This window comes from Pseudomonas sp. 57B-090624, from assembly GCF_003234055.1.
Taxonomy (GTDB): domain Bacteria; phylum Pseudomonadota; class Gammaproteobacteria; order Pseudomonadales; family Pseudomonadaceae; genus Metapseudomonas; species Metapseudomonas tohonis.
In genome coordinates, this window is the sequence record NZ_QKRU01000044.1 from 37,595 (window position 1) to 63,886 (window position 26,292).

26 protein-coding genes and 1 pseudogene are annotated in these 26,292 nt (G+C 66.5%); 22 read left to right on the plus strand and 5 right to left on the minus strand.

All coding sequences use genetic code 11. The features are described 5' to 3' along the window. Positions 1-88 precede the first annotated feature (88 nt). The 11 genes from DMX10_RS20290 to sthA all read left to right on the plus strand — a co-directional run bounded on the left by DMX10_RS20290 (position 89) and on the right by sthA (position 11,900). Entirely contained in the window at positions 89-1,555 is a 1,467-nt protein-coding gene (locus DMX10_RS20290; protein ID WP_111262755.1) for a glyceraldehyde-3-phosphate dehydrogenase, read from the plus strand. A 93-nt stretch (positions 1,556-1,648) separates the two neighbouring features. Next, a complete protein-coding gene (locus tag DMX10_RS20295) occupies positions 1,649-3,040 on the plus strand; it encodes an amino acid permease (RefSeq protein ID WP_111262756.1) in 1,392 nt (463 codons plus the stop codon). A 270-nt stretch (positions 3,041-3,310) separates the two neighbouring features. Beyond that, positions 3,311-4,648, plus strand: coding sequence for a Na(+)-translocating NADH-quinone reductase subunit A (locus tag DMX10_RS20300; RefSeq protein ID WP_111262757.1), 1,338 nt, complete (start codon positions 3,311-3,313; stop codon positions 4,646-4,648). 1 nt (position 4,649) lies between these two features. Continuing rightward, positions 4,650-5,861, plus strand: coding sequence for an NADH:ubiquinone reductase (Na(+)-transporting) subunit B (locus DMX10_RS20305; protein ID WP_111262758.1), 1,212 nt, complete (start codon positions 4,650-4,652; stop codon positions 5,859-5,861). Further along, positions 5,854-6,642 carry a Na(+)-translocating NADH-quinone reductase subunit C gene (locus DMX10_RS20310; RefSeq protein WP_021219524.1) on the plus strand — a complete coding sequence of 263 codons (789 nt, stop codon included), beginning with the start codon at positions 5,854-5,856 and terminating at the stop codon, positions 6,640-6,642. Before DMX10_RS20305 ends, DMX10_RS20310 begins: the two co-directional genes overlap by 8 nt. Then, positions 6,639-7,313: an NADH:ubiquinone reductase (Na(+)-transporting) subunit D gene (locus DMX10_RS20315; RefSeq protein ID WP_178082988.1), complete on the plus strand. Its 675-nt coding sequence runs from the start codon at positions 6,639-6,641 to the stop codon at positions 7,311-7,313. The genes DMX10_RS20310 and DMX10_RS20315 overlap by 4 nt, the downstream gene beginning before the upstream one ends. Continuing rightward, on the plus strand, positions 7,313-7,921 hold the full coding sequence (gene nqrE, locus DMX10_RS20320) for an NADH:ubiquinone reductase (Na(+)-transporting) subunit E (RefSeq protein ID WP_021219522.1): 609 nt from the start codon (positions 7,313-7,315) through the stop codon (positions 7,919-7,921). Before DMX10_RS20315 ends, nqrE begins: the two co-directional genes overlap by 1 nt. A gap of 9 nt (positions 7,922-7,930) precedes the next feature. Then, positions 7,931-9,157 (plus strand): NADH:ubiquinone reductase (Na(+)-transporting) subunit F, encoded by a 1,227-nt coding sequence (nqrF, locus tag DMX10_RS20325; RefSeq protein WP_111262759.1) that lies wholly within the window; start codon positions 7,931-7,933, stop codon positions 9,155-9,157. Next, entirely contained in the window at positions 9,150-10,157 is a 1,008-nt protein-coding gene (locus DMX10_RS20330) for an FAD:protein FMN transferase (RefSeq protein ID WP_111262760.1), read from the plus strand. Before nqrF ends, DMX10_RS20330 begins: the two co-directional genes overlap by 8 nt. Before the next feature lie 2 nt (positions 10,158-10,159). Continuing rightward, the gene (gene nqrM / locus DMX10_RS20335; RefSeq protein ID WP_111262761.1) at positions 10,160-10,387 is read left to right on the plus strand and encodes a (Na+)-NQR maturation NqrM; all 228 of its coding nucleotides are present in this window, start codon (positions 10,160-10,162) and stop codon (positions 10,385-10,387) included. Between the two features lie 118 nt (positions 10,388-10,505). After that, complete coding sequence (sthA, locus tag DMX10_RS20340; protein ID WP_111262762.1) at positions 10,506-11,900, plus strand: Si-specific NAD(P)(+) transhydrogenase; 1,395 nt, start codon at positions 10,506-10,508, stop codon at positions 11,898-11,900. Between the two features lie 280 nt (positions 11,901-12,180). Here sthA and DMX10_RS20345 read toward each other — a convergent pair whose 3' ends face one another. The 3 genes from DMX10_RS20345 to DMX10_RS20355 are packed head-to-tail and all read right to left on the minus strand — an operon-like array spanning position 12,181 to position 13,782. Next, the gene (locus tag DMX10_RS20345) at positions 12,181-12,900 is read right to left on the minus strand and encodes a glycerophosphodiester phosphodiesterase (RefSeq protein ID WP_111262763.1); all 720 of its coding nucleotides are present in this window, start codon (positions 12,898-12,900) and stop codon (positions 12,181-12,183) included. Further along, positions 12,897-13,190: a phosphodiesterase gene (locus DMX10_RS20350; protein WP_111262764.1), complete on the minus strand. Its 294-nt coding sequence runs from the start codon at positions 13,188-13,190 to the stop codon at positions 12,897-12,899. Before DMX10_RS20350 ends, DMX10_RS20345 begins: the two co-directional genes overlap by 4 nt. A 4-nt stretch (positions 13,191-13,194) precedes the next feature. After that, positions 13,195-13,782, minus strand: coding sequence for a PilZ domain-containing protein (locus DMX10_RS20355; protein WP_111262765.1), 588 nt, complete (start codon positions 13,780-13,782; stop codon positions 13,195-13,197). A 96-nt stretch (positions 13,783-13,878) separates the two neighbouring features. On the opposite strand from DMX10_RS20355, the gene DMX10_RS20360 reads away from it, so the two are divergent. The 3 genes from DMX10_RS20360 to DMX10_RS20370 are packed head-to-tail and all read left to right on the plus strand — an operon-like array spanning position 13,879 to position 17,060. After that, positions 13,879-15,129, plus strand: a complete 1,251-nt coding sequence (locus DMX10_RS20360; RefSeq protein WP_111262766.1) for a lipoprotein-releasing ABC transporter permease subunit — start codon at positions 13,879-13,881, stop codon at positions 15,127-15,129. 1 nt (position 15,130) lies between these two features. Further along, positions 15,131-15,814, plus strand: coding sequence for a lipoprotein-releasing ABC transporter ATP-binding protein LolD (lolD, locus tag DMX10_RS20365; RefSeq protein ID WP_178082989.1), 684 nt, complete (start codon positions 15,131-15,133; stop codon positions 15,812-15,814). A gap of 1 nt (position 15,815) precedes the next feature. Continuing rightward, positions 15,816-17,060 carry a lipoprotein-releasing ABC transporter permease subunit gene (locus tag DMX10_RS20370; protein WP_111262768.1) on the plus strand — a complete coding sequence of 415 codons (1,245 nt, stop codon included), beginning with the start codon at positions 15,816-15,818 and terminating at the stop codon, positions 17,058-17,060. Positions 17,061-17,131: 71 nt separating this feature from the next. Here the strand turns inward: DMX10_RS20370 and DMX10_RS20375 are convergent, their stop codons facing one another. After that, positions 17,132-17,662: a DUF2062 domain-containing protein gene (locus DMX10_RS20375; RefSeq protein WP_111262769.1), complete on the minus strand. Its 531-nt coding sequence runs from the start codon at positions 17,660-17,662 to the stop codon at positions 17,132-17,134. Between the two features lie 150 nt (positions 17,663-17,812). Here DMX10_RS20375 and DMX10_RS20380 point away from each other — a divergent pair, with 150 nt between their 5' ends. The 8 genes from DMX10_RS20380 to murB all read left to right on the plus strand — a co-directional run bounded on the left by DMX10_RS20380 (position 17,813) and on the right by murB (position 24,652). Next, the gene (locus tag DMX10_RS20380; protein ID WP_236205744.1) at positions 17,813-20,035 is read left to right on the plus strand and encodes a DNA internalization-related competence protein ComEC/Rec2; all 2,223 of its coding nucleotides are present in this window, start codon (positions 17,813-17,815) and stop codon (positions 20,033-20,035) included. A 72-nt stretch (positions 20,036-20,107) separates the two neighbouring features. After that, the gene (locus DMX10_RS20385; RefSeq protein ID WP_111262770.1) at positions 20,108-20,743 is read left to right on the plus strand and encodes a MotA/TolQ/ExbB proton channel family protein; all 636 of its coding nucleotides are present in this window, start codon (positions 20,108-20,110) and stop codon (positions 20,741-20,743) included. Continuing rightward, positions 20,740-21,183, plus strand: coding sequence for a biopolymer transporter ExbD (locus DMX10_RS20390; RefSeq protein WP_111262771.1), 444 nt, complete (start codon positions 20,740-20,742; stop codon positions 21,181-21,183). The genes DMX10_RS20385 and DMX10_RS20390 overlap by 4 nt, the downstream gene beginning before the upstream one ends. After that, positions 21,183-22,187 carry a tetraacyldisaccharide 4'-kinase gene (gene lpxK / locus DMX10_RS20395; protein WP_111262772.1) on the plus strand — a complete coding sequence of 335 codons (1,005 nt, stop codon included), beginning with the start codon at positions 21,183-21,185 and terminating at the stop codon, positions 22,185-22,187. Before DMX10_RS20390 ends, lpxK begins: the two co-directional genes overlap by 1 nt. Before the next feature lie 41 nt (positions 22,188-22,228). Next, the gene (locus DMX10_RS20400) at positions 22,229-22,414 is read left to right on the plus strand and encodes a Trm112 family protein (RefSeq protein WP_111262773.1); all 186 of its coding nucleotides are present in this window, start codon (positions 22,229-22,231) and stop codon (positions 22,412-22,414) included. Then, entirely contained in the window at positions 22,414-23,178 is a 765-nt protein-coding gene (kdsB, locus tag DMX10_RS20405) for a 3-deoxy-manno-octulosonate cytidylyltransferase (RefSeq protein ID WP_111262774.1), read from the plus strand. Before DMX10_RS20400 ends, kdsB begins: the two co-directional genes overlap by 1 nt. Then, positions 23,178-23,636: a low molecular weight protein-tyrosine-phosphatase gene (locus DMX10_RS20410; RefSeq protein ID WP_111262775.1), complete on the plus strand. Its 459-nt coding sequence runs from the start codon at positions 23,178-23,180 to the stop codon at positions 23,634-23,636. The genes kdsB and DMX10_RS20410 overlap by 1 nt, the downstream gene beginning before the upstream one ends. Beyond that, entirely contained in the window at positions 23,633-24,652 is a 1,020-nt protein-coding gene (gene murB, locus DMX10_RS20415) for a UDP-N-acetylmuramate dehydrogenase (protein WP_111262776.1), read from the plus strand. The genes DMX10_RS20410 and murB overlap by 4 nt, the downstream gene beginning before the upstream one ends. A gap of 193 nt (positions 24,653-24,845) precedes the next feature. Here the strand turns inward: murB and DMX10_RS32815 are convergent. Continuing rightward, positions 24,846-26,292, minus strand: a pseudogene (locus DMX10_RS32815) (ribonuclease E/G); the annotation flags it as partial.

The following is a 26,292-nucleotide window of genomic DNA, read 5'->3' on the forward strand; positions in this document are numbered from 1 at the left end:
CGACTGACGGATGTCAGTCTTACGTCCGCTGCAGATTGCCGCCGCTTGCGCGCGCCGTCATAATGTAGCCCCTTTTTTCAGCCCCTACATGTGGAAGGTACTGCCCGTGACTCAGAAGCCCGACCAGTGTCTCGGTGAGTGGATTGATCGTGAAGCCCTCGCGGAAGCGATGATTCCGCTGATTGGCCAGCTCTACCGCAACAACAGCGTGGTGACCTCGATCTATGGCCGTGGTCTGATCAACCGTTCGGTGATCGACATTCTCAAGGCCCATCGTTTCGCCCGTCACCGCCTGGCTGACGACAGCGAGCTGTCGGTCCACGATACCTTCCCGATCCTCAAGGCCATGAGCGAGCTGAAGCTGGGCGCGGCTTCCGTGGACCTGGGCAAGATGGCCAGCAAGTTCAAGGCCGAAGGCAAGGGCCGTGCCGTCGAGCAGTTCGTCAAGGACGAGCTGGCCGACGTGGTCGGCAAGCAGAACGGCGCCGCCCGTGAAGGCACCGACGTCGTCCTCTACGGCTTCGGCCGCATCGGCCGCCTGCTGGCACGCATCCTGATCGAGAAGACCGGTGGCGGCGACGGCCTGCGCCTGCGCGCCATCGTCGTGCGCAAGGGCGCCAGCAACGACCTGGTCAAGCGCGCCAGCCTGCTGCGCCGCGACTCGGTACACGGCAAGTTCGATGGCACCATCACCATCGACGAGGAAAACAACACCCTCACCGCCAACGGCAACCTGATCCAGGTGATCTACGCCAAGTCGCCGACCGAAGTCGACTACACCCAGTACGGCATCAAGAATGCCCTGCTGGTCGACAACACCGGCGTGTGGCGTGATGCCGAGGGCCTGGGCCAGCACCTGAGCTGCCCGGGTGTCGATCGCGTCGTCCTGACCGCCCCGGGCAAGGGCGCGCTGAAGAACATCGTGCACGGCATCAACCACTCCGAGATCACCGCCGAAGACAAGATCATCTCGGCCGCCTCCTGCACCACCAACGCCATCGTGCCGGTGCTCAAGGCCGTCAACGATCAGTACGGCATCGTCAACGGCCACGTCGAGACCGTTCACTCGTACACCAACGACCAGAACCTGATCGACAACTTCCACAAGGGCGATCGTCGTGGCCGCAGCGCGCCGCTGAACATGGTGATCACCGAGACCGGTGCCGCCACCGCCGCCGCCAAGGCCCTGCCGGTGCTGAAGGGCAAGCTGACCGGCAACGCCATCCGCGTGCCGACGCCGAACGTGTCGATGGCCATCCTCAACCTGAACCTGGAAAAGGCCACCACCCGCGAAGAGATCAACGAGTACCTGCGCCAGATGGCCATGCATTCGGACCTGCAGAAGCAGATCGACTTCGTCAGCTCGCAGGAAGTGGTCTCCACCGACTTCGTCGGCTCCCGCCATGCCGGTGTGGTCGATGCCGAGGCCACCATCTGCAACGACAACCGTGTCGTGCTCTACGTGTGGTACGACAACGAGTTCGGCTACAGCTGCCAGGTGGTCCGCGTGATGGAAGAGATGGCCGGGGTCAACCCGCCTGCGTTCCCGCGCTGATACCGCGTTGAACAGAACGGGAGCTTTCGGGCTCCCGTTTTTCATTTTTAGGTCTGTAATCGCTATACCCACCTCCTGCTTGGAAACCCCTTGATGGACGGACAACAGCTGCACGCCGGCTCGCTCAAGCGCGGCCTGGAAAATCGCCATATCCAGCTGATCGCCCTGGGCGGCGCCATCGGCACCGGTCTGTTCCTCGGCTCGGCCGGGGTACTCAAATCCGCCGGCCCCTCGATGATCCTCGGCTACGCCATCGCCGGCTTCATCGCCTTCCTGATCATGCGCCAGCTGGGCGAGATGATCGTCGAGGAGCCCGTGGCCGGTTCCTTCAGCCACTTCGCCCACAAGTACTGGGGCGGCTACGCGGGGTTCCTCTCCGGCTGGAACTACTGGGTGCTCTATGTGCTGGTGGGCATGGCCGAGCTGACCGCCGTGGGCAAGTACGTGCAGTTCTGGTGGCCGGAAGTGCCCACCTGGGCGACGGCGGCAGCCTTCTTCGTGCTGATCAACCTGATCAACCTGGCCAACGTCCGCGCCTTCGGCGAGACCGAGTTCTGGTTCGCCCTGATCAAGGTGGTGGCGATCATCGGCATGATCATCCTCGGCCTCTACCTGCTGATCTCCGGCACCGGCGGCGAGCAGGCGGCGGTGAGCAACCTGTGGAGCCACGGCGGGTTCTTCCCCAATGGCCTGGAAGGGCTGGTGATGGTGCTGGCGATCATCATGTTCTCCTTCGGTGGCCTGGAGCTGGTGGGCATCACCGCCGCCGAGGCCAGCGAGCCGAAGAAGGTGATCCCCAAGGCGATCAACCAGGTGATCTGGCGCATCCTGATCTTCTACATCGGTGCCCTCACCGTGTTGCTGATGCTCTACCCCTGGGACAAGCTGCTGGAAACCCTGGGCGCCGCCGGCGACCCCTACAGCGGCAGCCCCTTCGTGCAGATCTTCTCGCTGATCGGCAGCGACACCGCCGCCCACCTGTTGAACTTCGTGGTGCTGACCGCCGCACTGTCGGTCTACAACAGCGGCGTGTACTGCAACAGCCGCATGCTCTACGGCCTGGCCGAGCAGGGTGATGCGCCGAAGGCGCTGCTCAAGGTCAACCGCCGTGGCGTTCCGGTGCTGGCCATCGGCGTCTCCGCGCTGGTGACTCTGCTCTGCGTGCTGGTGAACTACCTGGCGCCCAAGCAGGCCCTGGAACTGCTGATGGCGCTGGTGGTGGCGGCCCTGGTGATCAACTGGGCGATGATCAGCCTGTCGCACCTGATGTTCCGCAAGTCGCTGCAGCGCCAGGGCATCGAGCCGTTCTTCAAGTCGCTCTGGTACCCCTTCAGCAACTACCTGTGCCTGGCCTTCGTGGTGCTGATCCTCGGCGTGATGCTGATGATCCCCGGCATCAACGTGTCGGTGTACGCCATTCCCTTCTGGCTCGGCTTCATCGCCATCTGCTACGCCATCCGACGCTCCGCGGGGCCTCGCTCGTAATGACGGAAACGGGGGCTGCGGCCCCCGTTTTTCATGGTGCGGCGGGCTGTGACCGTTCGTCCGCTGGCTGACTTCCGGTTGCCCAAATAGCGCTAACAGTCGGAAATTTCAGGACTTTCAGTGGCCGCTTGGGAAGTCGCCTCTTTATAATGCGCGGTTCTCGTCCCGGGGCCCTGCCGCGTGCTGGAGTTCGATCCGGCGCCTGCCTGGCGTTTGGCGGCTACTGTTCCACACCGGGACGAAACCCTTCTCAAGGTTCAGGCGAGAGACATGACAAGAATCAGACGGGGGTTGGACCTGCCCATCGCAGGCCAGCCTGAGCAGCGCATCGAGGCTGCACGGGCCGTGCGTAGCGTGGCCGTGATCGGCTTCGACTACCACGGCATGAAGCCCACCATGCAGGTGCAGGTCGGCGACCGGGTGAAGCTGGGCCAGGCCCTGTTCGCCGACAAGAAGAGCCCCGGCGTGATCTTCACCGCCCCGGCGGCGGGCGTGGTCTCGGCCATCCACCGCGGCGAGCAGCGCGTGTTGCAGTCGGTGGTGATCGACGTGGACGGCGAGGACGAAGTCCTCTTCGACACCTGCCCGGACAACGCCCTGGATGCCCTCGAGCCCCAGGCCGTGCGGGACAACCTGCAGCGTTCGGGTCTCTGGGCTGCGCTGCGCACGCGCCCGTTCAGCCGGGTGCCGGCCGTCGATGCCGTACCCAGCTCGATCTTCGTGACCGCCCTCGATACCCACCCGCTGGCCGCCGATCCGCAGCCGATCATCGCTGCTCATGCCGCCGACTTCGAACGCGGCCTCAAGGTGCTGGCGCGTCTGGGCCGGGTGTTCCTGTGCAAGGCCGAGGGGGCCAGCCTGCCGGGTGAGCAGGTGACCGGCGTGCACGCCGAGGCCTTCTCCGGCCCGCATCCGGCGGGCCTTCCGGGCACCCACATCCACTTCCTCGACCCGGTCAGCGCCACCAGGAGCGTCTGGCACATCGGCTACCAGGACGTGATCGCCGTCGGCAAGCTGTTCGCCACCGGCCGCCTGTGGGTCGAGCGCGTCGTAGCCCTGGGCGGCCCGGTGGTGGAGAAGCCGCGTCTGCTGGCCACCCGCCTGGGCGCCAGCCTCGACGAGCTGACGGCCGGCGAACTCAAGCCCGGCGTCAACCGCGTGGTGTCCGGCTCCCTGCTGGGCGGGCGCACCTCCCGTGGCGCCTGCGCCTACCTGGGGCGCTACCACCTGCAGGTGTCCTGCCTCGCCGAAGGCCATGACCGCGAGCTGCTGCACTACCTGCGCGCCGGGGTGAACAAGCATTCGGTGCTGAACATCTTCGTCTCCAAGCTGATGGCGGCCCGCCGGTTCGCCTTCAGCACCAGCACCAACGGCAGCCCGCGCGCCATGGTGCCGGTGGGCAACTACGAGGCGGTGATGCCGCTGGACATCCTGCCCACCCAGTTGCTGCGCTACCTCATCGTTGGCGACACCGAGATGGCCCAGAAGCTGGGCTGCCTGGAGCTGGACGAGGAAGACTTGGCGCTGTGCAGCTACGTCTGCGCCGGCAAGTACGAATACGGCCCCATCCTGCGGGACAACCTCAACCGCATCGAGAAGGAGGGCTGACATGGGCCTGCGTAAATTCCTCGACCGGATCGAGCACAACTTCGAACAGGGGGGCCGCTTCGAGAAGTGGTACGCCCTGTACGAAGCGATCGACACCTTCTTCTACCGGCCGGCCAATGTCACCCGGACCACGGCCCACGTGCGCGATGGCATCGACCTCAAGCGCATGATGATCACCGTGTGGCTCTGCACCTTCCCGGCGATGTTCTTCGGCATGTGGAACGTCGGCTACCAGGCCAACCTGGTGTTCGCCCAGAGCCCGGACCTGCTGGCCGCCCAGGACGGCTGGCGCTTCGCGCTGATCGGCAGCCTGGCGGGCTTCGACCCCAACAGCCTGTGGGACAACGTCATCCAGGGCGCCGCCTGGTTCCTGCCCATCTACGCCGTGACCTTCATCGTCGGCGGCTTCTGGGAAGTGCTGTTCGCCGCCATCCGCCGCCATGAAGTGAACGAAGGCTTCTTCGTCACCTCCGTGCTCTTCGCCCTCACCCTGCCGCCGAGCATCCCGCTGTGGCAGGTGGCCCTGGGCATCAGCTTCGGCGTGGTGCTGGGCAAGGAAGTGTTCGGCGGCACCGGCAAGAACTTCCTCAACCCCGCCCTGGTGGGTCGTGCCTTCCTGTTCTTCGCCTACCCGGCACAGATTTCCGGTGACGCCGTGTGGACGGCGGTGGACGGCTTCGCCGGCGCCACCTCCCTGAGCCTGGGCGCTGCCGGTGGTGTAGAGAACATCATCGGTCACGGCATCACCTGGATGGACGCCTTCCTCGGCACCATTCACGGCTCCATCGGCGAGACCAGCACCCTGGCCATCTTCATCGGCGGCGGTGTGCTGCTGCTGACCCGCATCGCCGCCTGGCGCATCGTCGCCGGCGTGATGCTGGGCATGATCGCCACCAGCACGCTGTTCAACGCCATCGGTTCCGACACCAACCCGATGTTCGCCATGCCCTGGTACTGGCACCTGGTCCTCGGCGGCTTCGCCTTCGGCATGATGTTCATGGCCACCGACCCGGTGTCCGCCTCCATGACCAACACCGGCAAGTGGCTGTTCGGTGCGCTGATCGGCCTGATGGTGGTGCTGATCCGCGTGGTCAACCCCGCCTTCCCGGAAGGCATGATGCTGGCGATCCTCTTCGCCAACCTCTGTGCACCGCTGATCGACCACTTCGTCGTCCAGGCCAACATCAAGCGGAGGCTGGCACGCCATGGCTAACCAGAAGGAATCCACGATCCGCACCCTGCTGGTGGCCCTGGTGGTCTGCCTGGTGTGCTCCATCTTCGTCGCCGGCGGGGCAGTAGCCCTCAAGCCGGTGCAGGTGGAGAACCGCGAGCTGGACAAGCAGCGCAGCATCCTCTCCATCGCCGGCCTCGGCCAGCCGGGCATGTCCGCCAGCGAAGTGAAGGCGCTCTATGCCGAGCGCATCACCGCCAAGGTGGTGGACCTCTCCAGCGGCGAATACAGCGACGCCATCCAGGCCGCCGGTTTCGACCCGCTGAAGGCCGCCAAGGACCCGAAGCTCTCCGACGCCCTGCCGGGTGATCAGGACATCGCCTCCATCAAGCGCCGCGAGCGCTTCACCACCGTCTACCTGGTGGAGAAGGACGGCCAACTGGACACCCTGATCCTGCCGGTGCGCGGCTACGGCCTGTGGTCCACCCTGTACGGCTTCCTCGCCCTCAAGGGCGACCTCAATACCGTGGTTGGCCTCGGCTTCTACCAGCACGGTGAGACCCCCGGCCTCGGCGGCGAGGTGGACAACCCGAAATGGAAGGCGCTGTGGAACGGCAAGAGCCTGTTCGATGAGCAGGGCCAACTGGCCATCCAGATCATCAAGGGCAGCGTCGAGCCCGGCTCGCCCAACGCCAGCCACCAGGTCGACGGTCTGGCCGGCGCCACGCTGACCAGCAAGGGCGTCAACAACCTGCTGCATTTCTGGCTTGGCAAGAACGGCTTCGGCCCCTTCCTGGCCAAGCTCAACGACGGGGAGGCATGAACATGGCGCAACCCACGATCCGCTCGGTCCTGCTGGACCCGATCCTGCACAACAACCCCATCGGCCTGCAGATCCTCGGCATCTGCTCGGCCCTGGCGGTCACCTCCAACCTGAAGACCGCGCTGGTGATGTCCATCGCCCTGACGCTGGTGACCGGCTTCTCCAACCTGTTCATCTCGATGATCCGCAGCCAGATCCCCAGCTCGATCCGCATGATCGTGCAGATGGTGATCATCGCCTCGCTGGTGATCGTGGTCGACCAGGTGCTCAAGGCCTATGCCTTCAGCCTGTCCAAGCAGCTCTCGGTGTTCGTCGGGCTGATCATCACCAACTGCATCGTGATGGGCCGCGCGGAGGCCTTCGCCATGGCCAACCCGCCGCTGCTGTCGTTCTTCGACGGCATCGGCAACGGCCTGGGCTACAGCGCCATGCTCATCGTCCTCGGCGTGATTCGCGAGCTGTTCGGCTCCGGCAAGCTGCTGGGCTACGAGATCCTCCCGGTGATCAACGACGGCGGCTGGTACCAGCCCAACGGCATGCTGCTGCTGCCGCCCTCGGCCTTCTTCCTCATCGGCCTGATCATCTGGGCCCTGCGCAGCTGGAAGACCGAGCAGAAGGAAGCCCCGGCCTACAAGATCGCGCCCCAGGTATCCAACAAGGAGGCCTACTGATGGAGCACTACATCAGCCTGTTCGTGAAGGCAGTGTTCGTCGAGAACATGGCGCTGGCCTTCTTCCTCGGCATGTGCACCTTCATCGCCATTTCCAAGAAGGTGGAAACCGCCATCGGCCTCGGCATCGCCGTGATCGTGGTGCAGGCCATCACCGTGCCGGCCAACAACCTGCTCTACACCCTCCTGCTCAAGGACGGCGCGCTGGCCTGGGCCGGCCTGCCGGACGTGGACCTGTCGTTCCTCGGCCTGCTCAGCTACATCGGGGTGATCGCCGCCATCGTGCAGATCCTCGAGATGCTGCTCGACAAGTACGTGCCATCGCTCTACAACGCCCTCGGCGTGTTCCTGCCGCTGATCACGGTGAACTGCGCCATCATGGCCGGCTCGCTGTTCATGGTGGAGCGCGACTACAACCTGGGTGAGAGCGTGGTCTACGGCGTCGGTTCCGGCTTCTCCTGGGCCCTGGCCATCGCGCTGCTCGCCGGCATCCGCGAGAAGCTCAAGTACAGCGATGTACCCGAGGGCCTGCAGGGCCTGGGCATCACCTTCATCACCATCGGCCTGATGTCGCTGGGTTTCATGTCCTTCTCGGGCGTCCAGTTGTAAGGAGGCGACATGCCGAGTTTCGAAATCTTCCTCGCCATTGGCATGTTCACCGCCATCGTCCTCGCGCTGGTGGTGGTCATCCTCGCCGCCCGCGCCAAGCTGGTGTCCAGCGGCGACGTGAACATCGTGATCAACCGCGAGCGCACCATCACCGTCCCGGCCGGCGGCAAGCTGCTGCAGACTCTGGCGGCGCAGAACGTCTTCCTCTCCTCGGCCTGCGGCGGCGGCGGTACCTGCGCCCAGTGCAAGTGCGTGGTGGAGAGCGGCGGCGGCGAGATGCTGCCCACCGAGGAGTCCCACTTCACCCGCCGCCAGGCGAAGGAAGGCTGGCGCCTGTCCTGCCAGACCCCGGTGAAGCAGGACATGCACATCGAAGTACCCGAAGAGGTCTTCGGCGTTAAGAAGTGGGAGTGCACGGTGGAGTCCAACCCCAACGTCGCCACTTTCATCAAGGAGCTGACCCTGCGCCTGCCGGAAGGGGAGAGCGTGGACTTCCGCGCCGGTGGCTACGTGCAGCTCGAGTGCCCGCCCCACGAGGTGCACTACAAGGACTTCGACATCCAGCCCGAGTACCGGGCCGACTGGGACAGGTTCAATTTCTGGAAGTACGTCTCCAGGGTCGACGAGACCGTCATCCGTGCCTACTCCATGGCCAACTACCCGGACGAGAAGGGCATCGTGAAGTTCAACATCCGCGTGGCCTCGCCGCCGCCGGGCAAGGACGAGATCCCTCCGGGCAAGATGTCCTCCTGGGTGTTCAACCTCAAGCCGGGCGACAAGGTCACCGTGTACGGCCCCTTCGGCGAGTTCTTCGCCAAGGACACCGACGCCGAGATGGTCTTCATCGGTGGCGGCGCGGGCATGGCGCCCATGCGCTCGCACATCTTCGACCAGCTCAAGCGCCTGGGCTCCCAGCGCAAGATCAGCTTCTGGTACGGCGCGCGCTCCCTGCGCGAGGCCTTCTACACCGAGGAGTACGACCAGCTGGCCGCCGAGAACCCCAACTTCCAGTGGCACCTGGCGCTGTCCGACCCGCAGCCCGAGGACAACTGGACCGGCTACACCGGCTTCATCCACAACGTGCTGTTCGAGAACTACCTCAAGGACCACCCGGCCCCCGAGGACTGCGAGTTCTACATGTGCGGCCCGCCGATGATGAACGCGGCAGTGATCAAGATGCTGCTGGACCTGGGCGTCGAGCGCGAGAACATCCTGCTGGACGACTTCGGTGGTTAGATCCGTTGCCCTGCTGCTTTCGGCCAGCTTCCTGCTGGCCGGTTGCGGCGATTCCCTGGAACAGTTCGGCGGCCCGACCATGGGCAGCAGCTACTCGGTGAGGTACGTGCGCAGCGCGTCCGGGCCCGCCGTGGAGCAGGTGCGGGGGGAGGTGGAGGGCATCCTCGCCGAGATCGACCGGCAGATGTCCACCTACCGCGCCGATTCCGACGTGGAGCGCTTCAACGCCCTGCCGGCGGGCCGCTGCATGGCCCTGCCGGCGCCCATGCTGGAGCTGGTGGCCTTCGGCGACAGCCTGTCCGCACAGAGCGACGGCGCCTTCGACATGACCCTGGAGCCGCTGCTCAACCTCTGGGGCTTCGGCCCGCAATCGCGAGGCGACCAGGTGCCCAGCGCCGAGGCCATTGCCACGGCCCGTGCCGATGTCGGCCACCAGCACCTCAAGCGCCAGGGCGACCAACTGTGCAAGGACGCCGCCGTGCAGCTGGACTTCAACGCCATCGCCGCCGGCTACGCCGTGGACCGTGTCAGCGCGCGACTGGGCGAGCTGGGCGTGACCAGCTCGCTGGTGGAGATCACCGGGGAAATGAAGGCCGTCGGCCACAAGCCCGATGGCAGCCCCTGGCGCGTGGCCATCGAGGCGCCGCGCGATGACCGCCAGGTGGCGCAGAAGATTGTTGCACTGCAGGACATGGGCATTTCCACCTCAGGCGACTATCGCAACTACTTCGAACGGGGTGGACAGCGGTATTCTCACACCCTCGATCCCACCAGCGGCGCCCCCATCACCCATCACCTGGCAGCGGTCACGGTCATCGACCCGTCGGCCCTGCGTGCCGATGGACTGTCTACGCTGTTGATGGTGCTCGGTCCCGAGGCCGGCCTGGCGTTCGCCGACCGCCACGACATCGCGGCGTTCTTCATCACCCGTGAAGGCACGGGCTTCGCCACCCGCGGCAGCCGCCGCTTCGAGCAACTGTTCCCCACGGAGGCGCACTGAACATGACCTGGCTACTGGTCTTTTTGATCATGCTGCTGGTGGTGCTGGGCATGGCCATCGGCGTGATCATGGGGCGCAAGCCCATCGCCGGCTCCTGCGGCGGCATCGCCAACCTGGGGATCGAGAAGGAATGCTCGATCTGTGGCGGCAATCGCGAAAAGTGCGAGGAGGCCAATCGCGACGGCGATGTAGTGGATACAAAACTCGCCTACGACGCGACCAAGCGCTAATGTGCAGCGCCATGCAGTGTGACTAAGCTGCGCGCCGAGTTCGAAACGCTGCGGTGACCTGTTCCGCGGCCCTGCCGGAGGCCACAGAGAGCCCTTCGGCCCGTTATGAGGAGTAAGCATGGCTGTCTACAACTACGACGTAGTGGTGCTGGGTTCCGGCCCGGCGGGTGAGGGCGCGGCGATGAACGCCGCCAAGGCCGGGCGCAAGGTGGCGGTGGTCGACAACCGCCCGCTGGTCGGCGGCAATTGCACCCACCTGGGCACCATCCCGTCCAAGGCCCTGCGTCACTCGGTGCGGCAGATCATGCAGTACAACACCAACCCGCTGTTCCGCCAGATCGGCGAGCCGCGCTGGTTCTCCTTCCCCGACGTGCTCAAGAGCGCCGAGCGGGTGATCTCCAAGCAGGTCGCCTCGCGCACCGGCTACTACGCCCGCAACCGCGTCGATGTGTTCTTCGGCACCGCCAGCTTCTCCGACGAGCAGACCGTCGAAGTGGTATGCGCCAGCGGCGTGGTGGAAAAGCTGGTGGCCAAGCAGGTCATCATCGCCACCGGCTCGCGCCCCTATCGCCCGGCGGACGTGGACTTCCATCACCCGCGCATCTACGACAGCGACACCATCCTCAGCCTCACCCATACCCCGCGCCGCATCATCATCTACGGCGCCGGTGTGATCGGCTCGGAATACGCCTCCATCTTCAGCGGCCTGGGCGTGCTGGTGGACCTGATCGACAACCGCGACCAACTGCTCAGCTTCCTCGACGACGAGATCTCCGACGCCCTCAGCTACCACTTGCGCAACAACAACGTGCTCATCCGCCACAACGAGGAGTACGAGCGCATCGAGGGGCTGGAGAACGGCGTGATCCTGCACCTGAAGTCCGGCAAGAAGATCAAGGCCGACTGCCTGCTGTGGTGCAATGGCCGTACCGGCAACACCGACCGCCTGGGGCTGGAGAACATCGGCATCAAGGTCAATAGCCGTGGCCAGATCGCCGTGGACCAGTACTACCGCACCGAGGTGGGCAACATCTTCGCAGCGGGTGACGTGATCGGCTGGCCGAGCCTGGCCAGCGCCGCCGCCGACCAGGGCCGCTCGGCCGCCGGCAGCGCGGTGGAGAACGACAGCTGGCGTTTCGTCGATGACGTGCCGACCGGCATCTACACCATTCCGGAGATCAGTTCCATCGGCAAGAACGAGCGCGAGCTGACCCAGGCGAAGATCCCCTACGAGGTGGGCAAGGCCTTCTTCAAGGGCATGGCCCGGGCGCAGATCTCCCACGAACCGGTGGGCATGCTGAAGATCCTGTTCCACCGCGAAACCCTGGAGGTGCTCGGTGTGCACTGCTTCGGCTACCAGGCCTCGGAGATCGTCCACATCGGCCAGGCGATCATGAACCAGAAGGGCGAAGCCAACAGCATCAAGTACTTCATCAACACCACCTTCAACTACCCGACCATGGCGGAAGCCTATCGGGTGGCGGCGTTCGACGGCCTCAACCGGCTTTTTTGAGCGGCACCGGCCGGGCGCCTGAACCGGCCGGGGAGGACCCTCTCGGCGATCCGCGCACCTGGCGCTGGCCGAATCGGGAGAGCTTCTGATCAGGCGACGCCCATGAAAAGACCGGCCCTTGCGGCCGGTTTTTTCGTTCTGGGGGGAGTGACACTCGGATGGGCGTAGGGTGGGCTTCAGCCCACCGCTTGCTCAGTAAGCCGTGCTGAACCTCGCACCCTTGGGCCTCCCTGCGCTCGGCGCCAACCCAGGGTGCCGAGAGGGCGGGAACAACGAGGCTTCAGCGTGCCAACGTGCTCACCGCCACGCCAGGGAAGTCGGTGATGATGCTGTCCACGCCGAAGTCGGCGAGGCGGCGCATCAGGGCCGGCTCGTTCACCGTCCACACCGACACGTGCAGGCCCTGCTTCTGCGCCTTCTGCAGGCGCTCGGGGGTGCACAGGGTCCAGTTCAGCGCCAGCAGGCTGCAACCATGGTTGGCGGCGACCTTCAGCGGGTCGAGCCAGGCATACTCGGCTACCAGGCCACGGGCGAGGTCGGGCGTCAGGCGGTTCAGCGCGCGCAGTACCTCGCGGGAGCTGGAGGTGACGGTGACCTTCTCCAGCAGCCCGTGGCGCTCGGCCAGTTCGCGGATGGCCAGCACGGTGCGCGCGGCGCGCACGCGGGAAGCGCTCTTCACTTCCAGCTGCCAGTGGTCGAAGTCGCACTGCTCGAAGAGCTCTTCCAGGCGCGGGATGGGGCAGGGCTTCACCCAGCCGGGCCCGCCCTGGCGGGCGTCGTAGGTCACCAGTTCTTCGGCATCGTGCTCCACCACCTTGCCGCGGCGACCGGTGGTGCGCTTGAGCGTCGGGTCGTGGATCACCATCAGTTCGCCGTCACGGGACAGGTGCAGGTCGAGTTCGCAGCGTTTCACGCCGTGGGAGAGGCACTGCTGGAAGCTGGCCAGGGTGTTTTCCGGGCATTCGCCCTTGGCGCCGCGATGGCCGTAGATCAGGGTCACTGTGAAACCTCGGGGTGTCTTGGTTGGTGGTGGCGGACGCTGTCGACGACATGCCCGCTCTCGAAATAGACGGAGAACTCCCGGTAGTCCCAGCGCGTGATCGGCGGTTTGCCGACGGCGGGATGTTCCTCGTCCGGCAGGCCGAAACGCTCGAGTACGGCGCGCTGCGATTCGCCGCGCGCGGGCAGCGAAAGGCCGCTGTCGCCTTGCTGGCCGACAGGGATCTCGATGGTTTCGGCCAGGGCCGGGAGGGGGAGGGACAGGCAGAGCAGGAGCAGAAGGCGCGACATGGAGTCATCCTGGAGGCGGAACCGGGCGAGCGCGGGCCTGGCGGCGAGCCTGGGCCTGCTTCTGCAGGATATGTCGGGCGAGCAACTGGCGCTGTGCGTCAGTCAGCGCTTCGAATTCGGTGCCGATCTCGAACTGGCCGTCATCGCGTGGCTGGCTGTGGATCACCACTGCACGCAGCAGCAGGCCGAGCGCCTGGGGCATCAGTACCATCTTGATGGCCAGGTGGCTGCCGAGCTCGAAGGGCTGCGGGCAGAGGAAGCCGACACCGCCCTCGGAGAGCGTCACCCGGCGCGGTGGGCCGATGTCGCGCATCAGGCTCTGGGCCACGGCCTGGCCGAGCAGGTCGATGCGCTTGTTCATCACCTTCAGGTAATTGGCCAGGGTCCGGTCGCGCTCGGAAATGTGCCGCAGCAGGTGCTGGGACTCGAAGTCCATCAGGTGCAGGTCACTGAGCAGATTGAACAGCGGCGACGGGTCGTGGAGCTCCTCGCTGGCCTGCGCCTGGGCGTGGGTCAGGGGGGTAAATTCCAGTGCGATCGTATCGTCGATACGGTAGTATTCGCGGCGGTCATCTGCGTCTTGTGTCGACATGGCGAACCCATGGCTGCAGGGGTGGTCTGAGTGTAAAGCTGCTCGCCGGGCCCCGCCACAAGGACGTTCCTTTCTTCGCAAGCGAACCTTTTTTCTATGTTCAGACCGCTGCCCCTGTTCATCGGCGCCCGCTACACGCGCGCCAAGCGTCGCAGTTACTTCGTCTCGTTCATCTCCCTGACTTCCATGATCGGCCTCGCCCTCGGCGTGCTGGTGATGATCCTCGTGCTGTCGGTGATGAACGGCTTCGACCGCGAGATGCGCGAGCGCGTGCTGGGCATGGTGCCCCACGCCACCATCGAGTCCGCCGTGCCGATCAACGACTGGCAGGCGCTGGCCGACAAGGTCCGCGCACACCCGGGCATCGTCGCGGTGGCACCTTTCACCCAGATGCAGGGCCTGCTGACCAACGACGGCAAGGTACAGAAGGTGCTGGTCAATGCGGTCGACCCGGCGCTGGAAAGCCAGGTCTCGATCATCGACGACTACTTCAAGCAGGGCGACCTGGCTTCGCTGCGCGCCGGCGAGTTCGGCATCGTCATCGGCGACAAGGCGGCTACCAAGCTCGGCGTCGGCCTCGGCGACAAGGTCACCTTCGTGCTGCCGGAAGTGGCGGTCACCCCGGCCGGCGTGTTCCCGCGCATGAAGCGCTTCACCGTGGTCGGCATCTTCCATGTCGGCGCGGGCGAACTGGACGGCGCCCTGGCCGTGGCCAACATCAAGGACACCGCGCGCCTGCACCGCTGGAAGCCGGACCAGGTGCAGGGCCTGCGCCTGAAGCTCGACGACCTGTTCCAGGCGCCGCGCGTCGCCTGGCAGATCGCCGGGCAGCTCAAGGGCGAGGACTTCTATGCCCGCGACTGGACCCGCACCCACGGCAACCTCTACCAGGCCATCCGCATGGAGAAGACCATGATCGGCCTGCTGCTGCTGCTGATCGTCGCCGTCGCCGCGTTCAACATCATTTCCACCCTGGTCATGGTGGTCACCGACAAGAAGGGCGACATCGCCATCCTGCGCACCCTCGGCGCCACGCCGGGGCAGATCATGGGCATCTTCATGGTCCAGGGCACGGTGATCGGCGTGGTCGGCACCGCCATCGGCTGCGTGCTGGGCATCCTTGCCGCCCTCAATGTCAGCGCCGCCATCTCCTGGCTGGAGGACGTGCTCGGCCACAAGTTCCTCAGCGCCGACGTCTACTTCATCGACTACCTGCCCTCTCAGCTGATGCTGGAGGATGTGGTGCTGGTCTGCGGCGCCGCGCTGGTCCTGAGTTTCTTCGCCACCCTTTACCCGGCCTGGCGTGCCGCGCGCACCCAGCCCGCAGAGGCGCTTCGTTATGAGTGACGTGAAAGATCGCGCGGTACTGAGCTGCCGCAACCTGGGCAAGAGCTACGAGGAAGGCCCGCAATCGGTACAGGTGCTGTCCGGCGTCGAGCTGGAGCTGCACCCGGGCGAGCGCATCGCCATCGTCGGCAGCTCGGGTTCGGGCAAGAGCACCCTGCTGAACATGCTCGGCGGGCTCGACACCCCCAGCACCGGCAGCGTCTGGCTGGCGGGCGAGGAGCTGTCCGCCCTCAACGAGAAGGCCCGTGGCCTGCTGCGCAACCGCGCGCTGGGCTTCGTCTACCAGTTCCATCACCTGCTGCCCGAGTTCACTGCGCTGGAGAACGTCTGCATGCCGCTGCTGATCGGCCGCACGCCGATCGCCGAGGCACGCCAGCGCGCCACGGCCCTGCTGGAGCGCGTCGGCCTCGCCCATCGCCTGTCGCACAAGCCGGCGGAGCTCTCCGGCGGCGAGCGCCAGCGCGTGGCCATCGCCCGCGCCCTGGTCAACAACCCCGAGCTGGTGCTGCTCGACGAGCCCACCGGCAACCTCGACAAGCACACCGCCCAGAGCATCCAGGAGCTGATGCTGGAGCTCAGCGGTTCGTTGCGTACCGCCTTCCTGGTGGTGACCCACGACCTGCAACTGGCCCAGCAGATGGACCGGGTGCTGCGCCTGGAAGAAGGCCGGCTGGTGGCTGCCTGACATGTTCAGACCCCTGGCGATATTCATCGGCGCGCGCTACACCCGCGCGAAGCGCCGCAACCACTTCATCTCCTTCATTTCGCTGACCTCGATGATCGGCCTCGCCCTGGGCGTGCTGGCGATGATCGTCGTGCTCTCGGTGATGAACGGCTTCCAGAAGGAGATGAGTTCGCGGATCCTCGGCATGGTGCCCCATGCCACCCTCGCCGCCGACCGGCCCCTGGATGACTGGCGCAGCGTCGCCAGCACGGCCATGAAACACCCCGAGGTGACCGGCGCGGTGCCCTTCGCCGAGCTGGAGGGGATGCTCTCCTACAAAGGCATGATGCAGCCGGTGCAGATCAACGGCATCGACCCGGCGGAGGAGCCCAAGGTCTCCATCATCGGCAAGCACATCGTCCAGGGCGCGCTGGAAGACCTGGTGCCTGGCGAGTTCGGCATCGTCGTGGGCGAGATCACCGCGCGGCGTTTCCACCTCAATGTCGGCGACAAGCTGACCCTGATCGTGCCGGAGGTCAGCAGCGCGCCGGGCGGCATCACCCCGCGCATGCAGCGCCTCAACGTGGTGGGGGTGTTCAAGGTGGGCGCCGAGCTCGACAGCTCCCTGGCGCTGATCAACGTCGCCGACGCCGCGGCCATCCAGCGCCTGCAGGAAGGCCAGGTGCAGAGCGTGCGCATCGCCCTGAAGGATCTCTACGAGGCGCCGCGCGTCTCCGCGCAGATCGTCAAGGCGCTGGGCGCGGGCTACCGCGCCGATGACTGGACCCACACCCAGGGCAGCCTGTTCAGCGCGATGAAGATGGAGAAGACCATGATCGGCCTGCTGCTGCTGCTGATCGTCGCCGTGGCCGCGTTCAACATCATCGCCACCTTGATCATGGTGGTCGCCGACAAGCGCGCCGACATCGCCATCCTCCGTACCCTGGGCGCCACGCCCCGGCAGATCATGGCCATCTTCATGGTCCAGGGCAGCGTCATCGGTGCGGTCGGCACTCTGATCGGCACGGTGCTGGGCATCGTCACTGCGCTCAATGTCAGCACCTGGATCGCCGCACTGGAGCGTGCCAGCGGGCAGCACATCTTCAGCTCCGACGTGTACTTCGTCAGCTACCTGCCTTCCGACCTGCAGGTGGCGGACGTGGTGTTGATCTGCGGTGCTGCGCTGCTGCTGAGCTTCCTCGCGACCCTCTATCCGGCCTGGCGCGCTGCCCAGACCCAGCCGGCGGAGGCGCTGCGCTACGAATAGGGCCCGACCCTGCACCATGAAAAACGCCGCTCGAAAGCGGCGTTTTTTCGTTTCAGGCCTGGAAACTGGCGCTACTGGTGCCCGGACTGCTGGCGGCGCTTCTGACGTTTGCGCCAGCTGTGGCCGACCCACCAGCGCCAGTAGAGCATGGTCAGCATGTAGCCCAGTGCGCCGACGAGGATGCCGCAGACGATGGAGCCGAGCAGGAAAGGCTGCCAGACGGTCGAGAGTTCCTGGGTGATCCAATGGAAGGTCAGCTCGTCGGGCAGGGTGCGCGGCGGCACACCCATCAGCCAGGCGCCCATCTTGTAGGTGCAATAGAAGACCGGCGGCATGGTGATAGGGTTCGTCAGCCAGACCAGGCCGACGGAGATCGGCAGGTTGGCGCGCACGGTGATGGCCAGGCCGGCGGCCAGCAGCATCTGCAGGGGCAAGGGTATGAACGCGGCGAACAGGCCCATCGCCATCGCCCGCGAGACCGAGTGGCGGTTGAGGTGCCAGAGGTTCGGATCATGGATCAGGGCGCCGAGGAAGCGCAGCGACTTGTGTTCCCTGATCAGGTCCGGGTTTGGCATGTAGCGTTTGAAGAGGCGACGCGGCATGAGGGTTCTCTGGCAGGCTGAAGCGCCGACATTATGCATTCATGGTTATGACATCGCCGGGTCAGTTTGTGTCGATAAATGAATGGAACCGCTCCGATCGACGGTCATTGGCCGTGTCGCGTGGCGGGGCTTCCCAGGGAGGGGAGTGCGATGGCGTGGGCGTTGGTGGCGCTGGGCAGTGGCCTGGCCGCGGTGCGGTTCATGCCGGCGTTGCCGCCGACCGCCTGGTTGCTCGTGGCGGCGGCACTGGGGCTGGCATTGTTGGCTGGACGCGGGCGGGCGCCCGGTCTGTTCCTGCTGGGGATCGCCTGGGGGTGCTGCTGTGCCCAATGGGCCCTGGATGATCGGCTGGACCCATCCCTCGATGGCGAGACCCGCTGGCTGGAGGGGCGGGTCGTCGGTCTGCCGCAACGGGGCAGCGGGGTGGTGCGCTTCGAGTTGGACGATCCGCAGATGCCGGGCACCGAATTGCCGTCGCGTATCCGCCTGTCCTGGTACGGCGGGCCACAGCTGCGCGGCGGGGAGCGCTGGCGCCTGGCCGTGACCCTCAAGCGCCCGCGTGGCCTGGTCAACCCGCATGCCTTCGATTACGAAGCCTGGCTCCTTGCCCGGCATACAGGCGCCAGCGGTTCGGTGAAGGCCGGCAAGCCGCTGGCGTCGGGCACCGGCCCCGCCGCCTGGCGTGACCGCTTGCGCCAGGGCATCGACCAGGCGCCGGCCCATGGGCGCAACGGCGGCATCTCGGCGCTGGTGCTCGGTGACGGCTCGGGACTGACCCCTGCCGACTGGCGGTTGCTGCAGGACACGGGGACGGTGCACCTGATGGTGATCTCCGGCCAGCACATCGCCCTGCTCGCCGCTGTGCTATACGGCGCCGTCGCGCTGCTGGCGCGGATCGGTCTCTGGCCCGGGCGCCTGCCCTGGTTGCCCTGCGCCTGTGCGTTGGCGCTCGTCGGATCGCTGGGCTATGGCTTCCTGGCCGGCTTCGATGTGCCGGTGCAGCGCGCATGCCTGATGACCGCCATCGCACTGCTCTGGCGCCTGCGTTTCCGCCACCTCGGGGTGGTGCGGCCGTTGCTGGTGGCCTTCTGCGTGGTGCTGGCGGCGGACCCGCTGGCTTCCCTGCAGGCAGGATTCTGGTTGTCCTTCGGCGCCGTGGCGTTGCTCATCCTGATCTTCGCCGGGCGGATGGGCGTGCCGCCCTGGTGGCTCAGTTGGTGGCGCGCGCAATGGACCATGGGGCTGGCGCTGTCACCCTTGCTGCTGGCGTTGGCGCTGCCCATCAGCCTGAGTGGCCCGCTGGCCAACCTGGTCGCCGTGCCCTGGGTCAGTCTGGTCTCGGTGCCGCTGTCCCTGCTCGGGGCTGCGCTGCAGGGCGTGCCCTGGTTGGGCACGGGGTTGCTGTGGCTGGCCGGTGGATCGCTGGAGCTGTTGTTCCGGCTGCTGGCCTGGATCGCCGCGTGGATTCCGGCCTGGCAGGCGACGGCCGTTCCTCCATGGGCCTGGCTGCTGGGCATGGGCGGCTGCCTGTTGCTGGTTCTTCCGGCGGGCGTGCCGGTACGCGTCCTGGGCGTGGCGTTGCTGTTGCCGGCATTGTTCCCCCCTCTCGAGCGGCCGCCCTGGGGGAGGGCGGACATCTGGCTGCTGGATGTCGGGCAGGGGCTGTCGGTGCTGGTGCGTACCCGGGAGCACGCGCTGCTCTACGACACGGGCGCCCGTCGCGGCGACTTCGACATGGGCGAGCGGGTGGTGCTGCCGAGCTTGCTGGGTCTGGGTGTGCGGCAGCTGGACCAGTTGCTGCTCAGCCATGCCGACAACGACCACGCCGGCGGTGCCGGAGCGGTGCTGCGTGGCATGCCGGTGGAACGGGTGGTCAGCGGTGAGCCGCTGCGCCTGCCGGCTGCGCTGGGCGCCCAGGCCTGTGGCAACGAGGCGTGGGAGTGGGACGGCGTGCGCCTGCGTACCTGGCGCTGGGACCAGGCACGCAGCGGCAACGACCGGTCCTGCGTGCTCAGCGTCGAGGCGCAGGGCGAGCGCATCCACCTGACCGGCGACATCGGTATCCAGGCCGAGGCCGCCTGGATCGCCAGCGGCGAACCCCTGCGCGCCGACTGGCTGCTGGCACCGCACCACGGCAGCGCCAGCTCTTCCTCGGCGGCGTTGATCGAGGCGGTGTCGCCTCGTGGTGCGTTGATCACCCGGGGCAGCCACAACGCCTTCGGTCATCCGCATCCGTCCGTCGTCGCCCGCTACCGTGCCTCTGGCGTCGCGATCCACGACACCGCGGAGTCCGGTGCGCTGCTGATCCGCCTCGGCGAACGTGACGAGGTGCGTGGACTGCGGACACAGGCACGTTTCTGGCGGGAAAAATGAGAACGGCGACGGTCGGCGGGGCCCTGACCCTGTGCTAGAGTTGCGCCACTTTTTTCAAGGGGATTTGCCACCGTGTGGGAGCTGGTCAAAGCAGGCGGCTGGATGATGCTGCCTATCATTCTGAGTTCCATCGCAGCCACCGCCATCATCGTGGAGCGCCTATGGACGCTCCGTGCCAATCGCATCGCACCGCCGCAATTGCTCGGCCAGGTGTGGCGGATGGTCAAGGACAAGCAGCTCAACGCGCAGAAGCTCAAGGAGCTGCGTGCATCGTCCCCGCTGGGTGAGATCCTCGCCGCCGGCCTGGCCAATTCCAAGCATGGTCGCGAGATCATGAAGGAGTGCATCGAGGAGGCTGCATCCCGCGTCATTCACGAGCTGGAGCGCTACCTCAATACCCTGGGCACCATCGCGGCCATGGGCCCGCTGCTGGGCCTGCTGGGTACCGTGTTCGGGATGATCGAGATCTTCAGCGGCTTCATGGACAACGGCATGGCCAATGCCCCGGCCCTGGCCGGCGGTATCGGCAAGGCGCTGATCACCACCGCAGCTGGCCTGATGGTCGCCATCCCCGCCGTGTTCTTCCACCGTTTCCTGCTGCGCCGTGTCGACGAGCTGGTGGTGACCATGGAGCAGGAGGCGATCAAGCTGGTGGAAGTGACCCAGGGCGATCGTGAAGTGGACTTCGCAGAGGAAGCCAAAGCGTGAAGTTCCGTCGCCGGGCGGGCAACGTCGCCCGTGAGGAAGTCTTCCTCAACCTGACTTCGTTCATCGACGTGATCTTCGTGCTGCTGCTGTTCTTCGTGGTCACCACCACCTTCAGCCGCCCCAGCGAGTTGAAGATCGAATTGCCGGAAGCCGTCAGCGGCACGCCGGCTCAGGCCACCGAGGTGAAGACCCTGGAGCTGTCCATCAGTGCCGATGGCCAGTACGCGCTCAATGGCCAGGTGCTGGTGAAGAACGACCTGGCGACGGTGATGACGGCGCTGAGCAAGGAGTCCGGTGGTGACAACAGCCTGCCGATGATCATCAGCGCCGACGCCAAGACCACCCACCAGTCGGTGATCACCGCCATGGATGCGGCCGGCAAGCTGGGTTTCAGCAAGCTGCGCATCACCACGGTCGAGGCCCAGCCGGAGAAGCCCTGATGGCCTTCTCCGATCGCCTGCTGGACGCCTGGTACCGGGGGCATCCGGCCCTGGTGCTGCTTCGCCCCCTGGAGGCGTTGTTCCGCCTCGTAGTGCGGCGCAGGCGCGAGGCTTTCCTCGCCGGTGCGGGCCCCATCTACCGGTCCCCGGTGCCGGTCATGGTGGTGGGCAACATCACCGTCGGCGGCACCGGCAAGACCCCCATGATTCTCTGGCTCATCGAGCACTGCCGCGGCCTCGGCCTGCGCGTAGGCGTGGTCAGTCGTGGCTACGGTGCCAACCCGCCGAGCCTGCCCTGGCGGGTGCGGGCGGAGCAGGGGGCCGATGTCGCTGGCGATGAGCCCCTGCTGATCGTGCAGCGCACAGGCGCGCCCCTGATGATCGACCCCGATCGGGGCCGCGCCGTGGCGGCGTTGCTGGCCGACGGGCCGCTGGACCTGGTGCTCAGCGACGATGGCCTGCAGCACTATCGCCTGGCACGGGACATCGAACTGGTTCTGATCGACGCTGCCCGTGGCCTGGGCAATGGTCGTTGCCTGCCGGCCGGCCCCCTGCGCGAGCCGGCGCAGCGCCTCGAGAGTGTCGACGCGGTGCTCTACAACGGCGCCGACGCTGGCCCCGGGGGTGCCTATGGCTTCCGCCTGCGGCCCACCGCGTTGGTCAACCTGCTGAGTGGCGAACGGGTCGGTCTCGAGCATTTCCCCCCTGGACAGGCGCTTCACGCGGTCGCCGGCATCGGTAATCCACAGCGTTTCTTCACCACGCTCGAGGCGCTAAACTGGCGCCCGATTCCGCATGCTTTCGCCGACCACGCCAGCTTTGGTGCCGCCGAGCTGCAATTCAGCCCGGCACTGCCCCTGGTGATGACCGAGAAGGACGCGGTGAAATGCCGGGCCTTCGCCGCTGGCGACTGGTGGTACCTGGCCGTCGATGCCGTGCCCACCGAGGGCTTCGTCGCATGGCTCGACGCGCGCCTGGCACGCCTGGCCAGCGAACGCTCGTAACCCCATCAGCCACCCCTGTAGGTGGCCTCCAAGGACTCCCCATGGACACCAAACTGCTCGATATCCTCGCCTGCCCTCTGTGCAAGGGCGCGCTGAAGCTCGCCGACGACAAGAGCGAGCTGGTCTGCAAGGCCGATGCTCTGGCCTTCCCCGTCCGCGAAGGCATCCCGGTGATGCTGGAGAGCGAGGCGCGCACCCTCAACGTCGATGAACGGCTGGACAAGTGATGGGCCAGGCATTCACCGTCGTCATCCCCGCTCGCTACGCTTCCACGCGCCTGCCCGGCAAGCCGCTGCAGGACATCGGCGGCAAGCCGATGATCCAGCACGTCTGGGAGCAGGCTCGACGCAGCTCGGCGGAACGCGTGGTGGTGGCCACCGACGATCCGCGCATCGTCGAGGCCTGCAAGGCGTTCGGCGCCGATGCGGTGCTGACCCGTGTTGACCACAACTCCGGCACCGACCGCCTGGCCGAGGTCGCCACCCAGCTGGGGCTCGGTGACGATGCCATCGTGGTCAACGTGCAGGGCGACGAGCCACTGATTCCGCCGTCGATCATCGATCAGGTGGCAGCCAACCTGGCCGCCCATCCCGAGGCCGGCATCGCCACCCTGGCCGAGCCGATCCATGAGGTTGAGGCGTTGTTCAACCCCAACGTGGTCAAGGTGTCGACCGACGCCCAGGGCCTGGCCCTGACCTTCAGTCGCGCACCGCTGCCCTGGGCCCGGGACGCCTTCGCCCAAGGGCGCGATGCACTGCCCGAAGGGGTGCCTTACCGCCGGCATATCGGCATCTACGCCTACCGCGTGCGGTTTCTCCATGACTTCGTCGCATGGGGCCCCTGCTGGTTGGAGGACACCGAGTGCCTGGAGCAGCTTCGCGCGCTCTGGCACGGTGTGCGCATCCATGTGGCCGATGCACTCGAGGCGCCGGCTGCGGGGGTCGATACCGCCGAAGACCTGGAGCGGGTCCGCCGCTTGCTGGGGGCCTGATGAAGGTCCTGTTCGTCTGCCTCGGCAATATCTGCCGCTCGCCCACCGCCGAGGGTGTGCTGCGTCACAAGCTGCGCAAGGCGGGCCTGGATGGACGGGTGGAGGTCGACTCCGCCGGCACCGGCGACTGGCATGTCGGCAAGGCGCCGGACATGCGTACCCGCCAGGCGGCCCAGCGCCGTGGCTATGACCTTTCCCTGCTGCGCGCGCGCCAGGTGAGCGTGGACGATTTCGCCCGTTTCGACCTGGTTCTGGCGATGGACCACAGCAACCTGCGCGACCTCGAGGGGCTGCGTCGCGGCGGCAGTGAGCCGGACCTGTTCCTGCGTCGCTACGGCCTGGTGCCCGAAGAGGTTCCGGATCCCTACTACGGGGGCGAGGAGGGCTTCGAGGAGGTGCTGGACCTGATCGAGCAGGCCTGTGACGGCCTGGTCGCCGAGATACGGGGGCGCCTGTGAGCCTGGTCCTTTCCGAGAATGTCTCCCTCAAGCCTTTCAACACCTTTGGCATCGATGTCCGGGCGCGGTTGTTCGCCGAAGCCCGTGACGAGGCCGAGGTGCGCGAGGCGCTGGCACTGGCGGCGGAGCGTGGCGTACCGCTGCAGGTGTTCGGCGGCGGCAGCAACCTGTTGCTGACCCGGGATGTCGACGCGCTGGTACTGCGCATGGCCAGCCGTGGCGTGCATATCCTGAGTGACGATGGTGATTCGGTGGTGGTCGAGGCGGAGGCCGGGGAGGCCTGGCACCCCTTCGTGCTCTGGACCCTGGAGCAGGGCCTGGTGGGGCTGGAGAACCTCAGCCTGATTCCCGGTACGGTCGGCGCGGCGCCGATGCAGAACATCGGTGCCTATGGGGTGGAGATCAAGGACGTGTTCGCCGGGTTGACCGCGCTGGATCGCCAGACCGGCGAGCTGCGTGAGTTTGCTCTGGAAGAGTGCGCCTTCGCCTACCGGGACAGCCTGTTCAAGCGTGAAGCGGGCCGCTGGCTGATCCTGCGAGTGCGCTTCCGCTTGAGCCGCAATGCGCGTCTGCACCTGGACTACGGCCCGGTGCGCCAGCGCTTGCAGGAACAGGGCGTGGATGCCCCGACGGCGCTGGATGTGAGCCGTGCCATCTGTTCCATCCGCAGCGAAAAGCTGCCCGACCCGGCGCAACTGGGCAACGCCGGCAGCTTCTTCAAGAACCCGCTGGTTTCCGCAGAGCTGGCCGAGCGGCTGCGCGGCGAGCACGTGGATCTGGTGGCCTATCCGCAAAGGGGTGGGCAGGTGAAGCTGGCGGCGGGCTGGCTTATCGAGCGCGCGGGCTGGAAGGGCTTCCGAGACGGCGATGCGGGTGTCCACCGTTTGCAGGCGTTGGTGCTGGTCAACTACGGCGGTGCCACCGGGCAGCAGCTTTGGGCTCTGGCGCAGCGCATCCAGGCCGATATCGCCGAGCGTTTCGGCGTGGCGCTGGAGATGGAGCCGAACCTGCTCTGAGGCGGGCTGAACGGCTATGAAAGGGATGCTTCTGCATCCCTTTTTTTTGGCCTGCAGGAGGGCGGGGTGCCGCGCCGTGGCCTGTGCCCGACCCGCAGGCGCGATTGGCGTCATGTGGATCGGGGCCTGGATACCTTTTCCGGCCCAAAGAAAAAGGGATGCCGAAGCATCCCTTTTTCATTCAGGCAGGGCCTCAGACGGTCGGTTTGGACTCGTCCTTGGCTTCTTCCTCTTCCTTCGCTTCTTCAGCAACGGCTTCCTCGGTGGTGCTGCTGGCCTGGGTCACTTCGACCTTCGGCTCTTCAGCGACTTCCGGGGCTTCCACGCTGGCTTCGACGGCAGGCTCGACCTGGGCTTCAGCCACCGGCTCCTGCTCAGCGGCGACTTCGACCACGGCCGGGGCGGCTTCTTCAACCACCGGGGCTGCCACGGCCGGAGCGGCAGCGGCTTCACGTGCCAGGCGCTCGGCTTCCTGCTGGCGACGACGCACTTCACGAGGGTCGTTCGGTGCGCGGCCACCGGCGCTGACCGGCGCAGCGGCGGGAGCGGAGACCGGTTCGGCTTCAACCGGGGCTTCGACCGGGGCCGGAGCCTCGACTTCCGCGACGGTTTCGGCAGCCGGTGCGACGTCAACCGGGGCTTCGACGGCGACGGTTTCGACGGCCGGTTCGGCAACCACGACGGACACTTCGCTTTCGATGACGGCCGGGGCGCTGGTCTCGACCACTGCGGCGGGTTCCTGCTCCTGGGCGATGGTTTCGGCGATGGTTTCGGCAGCCGGGGCTTCGCTGGTGGCGTTTTCGACCGGGGTCGGTTCGCTGCTGGCCTGGCCTTCGGTCTGCTCGGCGATGATGCCGGCAGCGACGGCGGTCACGGCGACGGCGGCGGGAACGCTGCCTTCGACAGTGGCTTCTTCGCTACCTTCCACGCCTTCTTCGCCTTCGACTTCACGCTGGCGCTCGCGGCGGTTGCTGCGACGACGCTGGCCGCGGGAGCGACGACGAGGACGTTCGCCATCGGCGCCTTCCTGATCATCGTCCAGCAGCTCTTCGTTATTCAGCAGTTCTTCTTCGCTGGGCTCGGCAGCCTGCTCGGTGCGCGGTGCGCGCTCTTCACGGGGCTGGCGCTCCTCGCGCGGCGGACGCTCGCCACGTTCGCGGCGGTTTTCCTGGCCTTCGCGGGGCTCGCGCGGCTCACGAGCTTCGCGAGGTGCACGTTCTTCACGCGGTTGGCGCTCTTCACGAGGTTGACGCTCCTCGCGAGGCTCACGCGGTGCGCGCTCTTCACGGGGCTCGCGCGGTTCGCGGGCTTCGCGAGGCTGGCGATCTTCACGCGGTTGACGCTCCTCGCGCGGCGGACGCTCGCCACGTTCACGGCGGTTTTCCTGGCCTTCGCGCGGCTCACGCGTCTCGCGGGCTTCGCGCGGCTGGCGCTCTTCACGTGGCTTGCGCTCTTCGCGACCTTCACGGCTGTCACGACGGCGGTTCTGCTGACGACCGTTACGGCGCTCCTCGGTGCGGGCGGTGCGCTCGCTGGAGGTGCTCTTTTCGGTGGCGGCGGGTTGGGCTTCTTCCTTGCCAGCGAACAGGCCTACCAGCGACTTCACCAGGCCCTTGAACAGGCTCGGTTCGGCCGCGGCG